Origin of the sequence: Halomonas sp. (assembly GCF_031581305.1) — a bacterium.
GTDB lineage: Bacteria > Pseudomonadota > Gammaproteobacteria > Pseudomonadales > Halomonadaceae > Halomonas.
Genome location: NZ_JAVLBC010000248.1, coordinates 1 through 4,015 on the forward strand (window position 1 = coordinate 1; position 4,015 = coordinate 4,015).

Sequence of the window (4,015 nt, forward strand, 5' to 3'; positions counted from 1 at the left end):
GGGCTTCGCTATGCCTTCACCGACATCCTCGACGACATCAGCCTCTGGCTGCTGGTGGGCCTGCTGGTCGCCGGGGGCCTGATCGCCCTGGTGCCACCGCAACAGCTGGCCGCCCTGGGTAGCGGCCTGGGGGCCATGCTGGTCATGGCAGTAATCGGCATTCCGCTCTACCTGTGCGCCACCGCCGCCACGCCCATCGCCGCCGGGCTGTTGCTGGCCGGCGTCTCGCCCGGCACCGTGCTGGTCTTCCTGATCGCGGCGCCGGTCACCAGCCTGGCCACCCTCGGGGTCTTCCGTCGCGAGATGGGCAACCGGGCCCTGGTGGCCTATCTCGCCGGTATCCTGACAAGCGCGGTGCTGCTGGGGCTTGGGGTGGATGCGGTGGCAAGCTGGTGGCAACTCGACATCGCTCGCCAGATCGAGGCAGTGGGCGAGCTGCTGCCAGCCTGGGTCGAGTGGCTGGGGCTCGTCGTGCTGGTCAGCCTTGCCGTTAAGCCACTGCGCCGCACCCTTGCCACCCACCTGCCCCACCACGCCTGATCCCGGCGACCCGGCAGGCTGCGCCCAACTCGATAAGTCACTGCCGGGAGAACGATGGACCCTGAAGGAGCCAACATGACGGATCGCCAGCCTCACCCCCGCATCCTGGTCTTTGCCGGCAGCAGCCGCGCCGGCTCGTACAACAAGGCGCTGGCACGCCTGGCCGCCGAGCGCATCGAGCGGCTGGGCGGCCGACCCACCTTCATCGACCTGCGCGACCACCCCATGCCGCTCTACGATGGCGACCTGGAGGCCGAGCAGGGCCTTCCCGAAAACGCCCTGGTACTGCGTCGCGGCCTGGCCGACCACGAGGGCCTGCTGATCGCCACGCCGGAGTACAATGGCTTCATCACGCCGCTGCTCAAGAACACCCTCGACTGGCTGACCCGCCCCCACGAGGGTGAGAGCGGCCTCGCGCTCTTCGAGGGCAAGCTGGCAGCACTGGTCTCTGCCTCGCCCAGCGGGCTGGGCGGCATCCGCAGCCTGGCGCTGGCCCGCCAGCTGCTGGCCAACATCGGGGTAACGGTGCTGCCCGACCAGCTCGGCGTGGCCCGGGCCGCGGAGGCCTTCCACGAGGACGGCCGACTACGTGACGAGAAGCAGATGGAAAAGCTGGACGCCATCTGCCAACGACTGGTCGACAGCCTGCACCGGCTGCACGGCTGACTGCCGTCCCACGCCACGTCACCCCGCAAGGCGTCACGGCCACCTGCCCCGATGGCCACCGGCCATGACGCCGTGCCTGACCACTGCAAAGGGACATCATGCCAATCGGGACACAACGCCTCTGGCGTAGCCGGGTGAAGAACGGCCTGCAGACCCTGCTGATCATGGGGGGCCTGGCACTGGTACTGGCGGTGCCCGGCTACCTGCTGGCCGGTGGCATCGGCATCGTCGTGAGCCTGGGCGTGGTGGTGGTCGGGGCCTTCGCCAGCAGCTGGGTGCCGGCCCGCTACATCCTCGCCGATACCGGCGCCGGTCTGCTCGACCGGCATCAGGCGCCGACGCTCTATCGGCTGCTCGATACCCTCTACCAACGCGCCGGCCTCACTCGCCCCCCGCAACTCTTCTATGCGCCCTCGCTGGACCTCAACGCCTTCGCCGTGGGCACCCGGCACGATGGCGGCATCGCCGTCTCCGAAGGCCTGCTGCGCACCCTGACGCTGCGCGAGCTGGCCGGCGTGCTGGCCCACGAGGTGAGTCATCTGCGCCATGGCGACACTCGAGTGATGTCCATGGCCGCGGCCATGACCCGCCTGACCCTCTGGCTGACCACGGTGCTGCAGGTCAGCCTGCTGTTCATGGTGCCCTTGATCCTGGCCGGCGACATTCGCCTGCCCTGGGGGCTGCTGCTGGTGGTGGCCTTTGCGCCCAGCCTGAGCACCCTGCTCCAGCTGGGCCTCTCCCGCAATCGCGAGTACACCGCCGATCTGGAGGCCGTGGCTCTGACGGGCGACCCTGAGGGGCTAGCCTCGGCGCTGGCCGCCCTGGAGCGCCACCAGGGACGCTGGCTGGCCACGCTGTTCGGTCGCCATCCGCCCGCGGGGCTCGACTGGCTGCGTACCCACCCGCCGACCGAGGAGCGCATCCGCCGGCTGATGACGGTCGAGGAATCACCGACATCCTCCCTGCATGATAATCTTGATGGACACGCCCACGAGCCACCGGTGATCATCGAGCGTCCAGACCCCATGGGCCGGCGCTACTGGATACGCCGCCGGCGCTGAGACGCTCGCCCCTCTTCCCACTGAATCCCCATTAACGACGTCCCACTGACTGACGACAGAGAGAGAACACCATGAGCGATACGCCGAAGCCCTGGAACAGCCCCATGCCCAACCCGCAGTTCGACCTGATGCGACGCATCCTGTCGGCGCCCAGCCCGGTGGGGCTCGAAGCCGCCATGACCTACGGCGTCCTCAAGCCCCACTTCGAGAGCTTCGCCCCCGCCGGCTGGCAGCTGCAGCAGTTCATGGGCCATGCCGGCGTGGTGCTTGACACCCACCCGGGACGCGACGACCTCTTCAAGGTGATGATCATCGGCCATGCCGACAAGATCCGCATGCAGGTCCGCTCCATCGGCGAGGATGGCAAGATCTGGATCAATACCGACTCCTTCCTGCCCACCGTGCTGATCGGCCATGAGGTCACGCTGTTCAGCGAAGACCCCGCGGCGCCCGGCAGCTACCGGCGGATCGAGGGCGGCACCGTGGAGGCCCTGGGCGCCATCCACTTCTCCGATCCGACACAGCGCTCGGGCGAGAAAGGCATCAAGAAGGAACAGATCTATCTGGACCTGCAGATCCATGGCGAGAACAAGAAGCAGCAGGTGGAGAATCTGGGTGTGCGGCCCGGGGATTCGATCCTCCTCGACCGACCCATCCGCCCCGGCTTCAGCCCGGACACCTTCTATGGCGCCTACCTGGACAACGGCCTGGGCTGCTTCGTGACCGCCGAGGTGGCAAGGCTGATCGCCGAGGCGGGCGGCACCGAGCAGGTGCGCGTGCTGTTCGCCATCGCCAGCTACGAGGAGATCGGCCGCTTCGGCAGCCGGGTGATGGCCGGTGAGATGCGGCCCGATGCCATCATCGCCGTGGACGTGAACCATGACTATACGGCCGCCCCCGGTATCGGCGACCGGCGCATGCAGCCGCTGGAAATGGGCAAGGGGTTCACCATGTCGGTGGGCGCCATCGCCAGCGAGCAGCTCAACCGGATCATCGAGACCACCGCCCGGGAACAGGAGATTCCCATGCAGCGGGACATCGTCGGGGTCGATACCGGCACTGACGGCATGGCCGGGGTGCTGGCCGCCGTGGACTGCGTGGCCACCTCCATCGGCTTCCCGATCCGCAACATGCACACCATCTCCGAGACCGGCTACACCAGGGACGTGCTGGCGGCGATCCACGCCATCACCCACACCGTGCAGGCGCTGGATGCCTTGCCGGACCCGCACCGGGAGTTCCGCGACAACCACCCGCGCCTGGACCAGGCCGGGCCGCTGGCGCACCAGGGCGCCGACAAGCCCGAGCCGGCTGACAAGTAGCCGTAAAATCGGGTGGAAAGCATGCAGCAGGGCGGGCCTCGGGCCCGCCCTGCTGTGTTGGGCGCCGCTAGGAGCCTGTCGGATTTGACCGATCATCACGAGAGAGTCGGATTTCGAGACAAGTTTATCGATCTGATGAGGCGAATAGCCCGCTATTTAACGAATCAGATCGAATGAAATTGGCCGAAAGACCGGCTCTCGCAGTAGGTCAGCGTTAAGTCCGACAGGCTCCTAGCCGAGCGAGGCGAGCGCCTCCGCCAGCACCGGCGCCATGGCGATGGCATTGCTCTCGTGAGCGATGCAGTCAGTGCTCCAGACCTCGCCGACACCGGCCCCGTGGATCACCGCCAGCGCATCGCCGGCGAAGAGCGCATGGGTGATCGCCACGTCCACGGAGGCGGCACCGGCATCGCTAAGCGCCTCGGC

General features: G+C 67.7%; 4 protein-coding genes and 1 pseudogene. 4 read left to right on the forward strand and 1 reads right to left on the reverse strand.

Annotated elements, in window-relative coordinates; translation table 11 throughout:
• The 4 genes from RI841_RS15080 to RI841_RS15095 form a co-directional block, all read left to right on the forward strand.
• On the forward strand, positions 1–540 hold a 540-nt coding region (locus RI841_RS15080), incomplete at its 5' end, for a permease (protein WP_310706453.1).
• A 75-nt stretch (positions 541–615) separates the two neighbouring features.
• Positions 616–1,206, forward strand: a complete 591-nt coding sequence (locus tag RI841_RS15085) for an NAD(P)H-dependent oxidoreductase (protein WP_310706454.1) — start codon at positions 616–618, stop codon at positions 1,204–1,206.
• A 98-nt stretch (positions 1,207–1,304) separates the two neighbouring features.
• Positions 1,305–2,267, forward strand: a complete 963-nt coding sequence (locus tag RI841_RS15090; RefSeq protein ID WP_310706455.1) for a zinc metalloprotease HtpX — start codon at positions 1,305–1,307, stop codon at positions 2,265–2,267.
• Positions 2,268–2,338: 71 nt separating this feature from the next.
• The gene (locus RI841_RS15095; RefSeq protein ID WP_310706456.1) at positions 2,339–3,589 is read left to right on the forward strand and encodes a M20/M25/M40 family metallo-hydrolase; all 1,251 of its coding nucleotides are present in this window, start codon (positions 2,339–2,341) and stop codon (positions 3,587–3,589) included.
• A 231-nt stretch (positions 3,590–3,820) separates the two neighbouring features.
• Here the strand turns inward: RI841_RS15095 and RI841_RS15100 are convergent.
• Positions 3,821–4,015, reverse strand: a pseudogene (locus RI841_RS15100) (hypothetical protein); the annotation flags it as partial.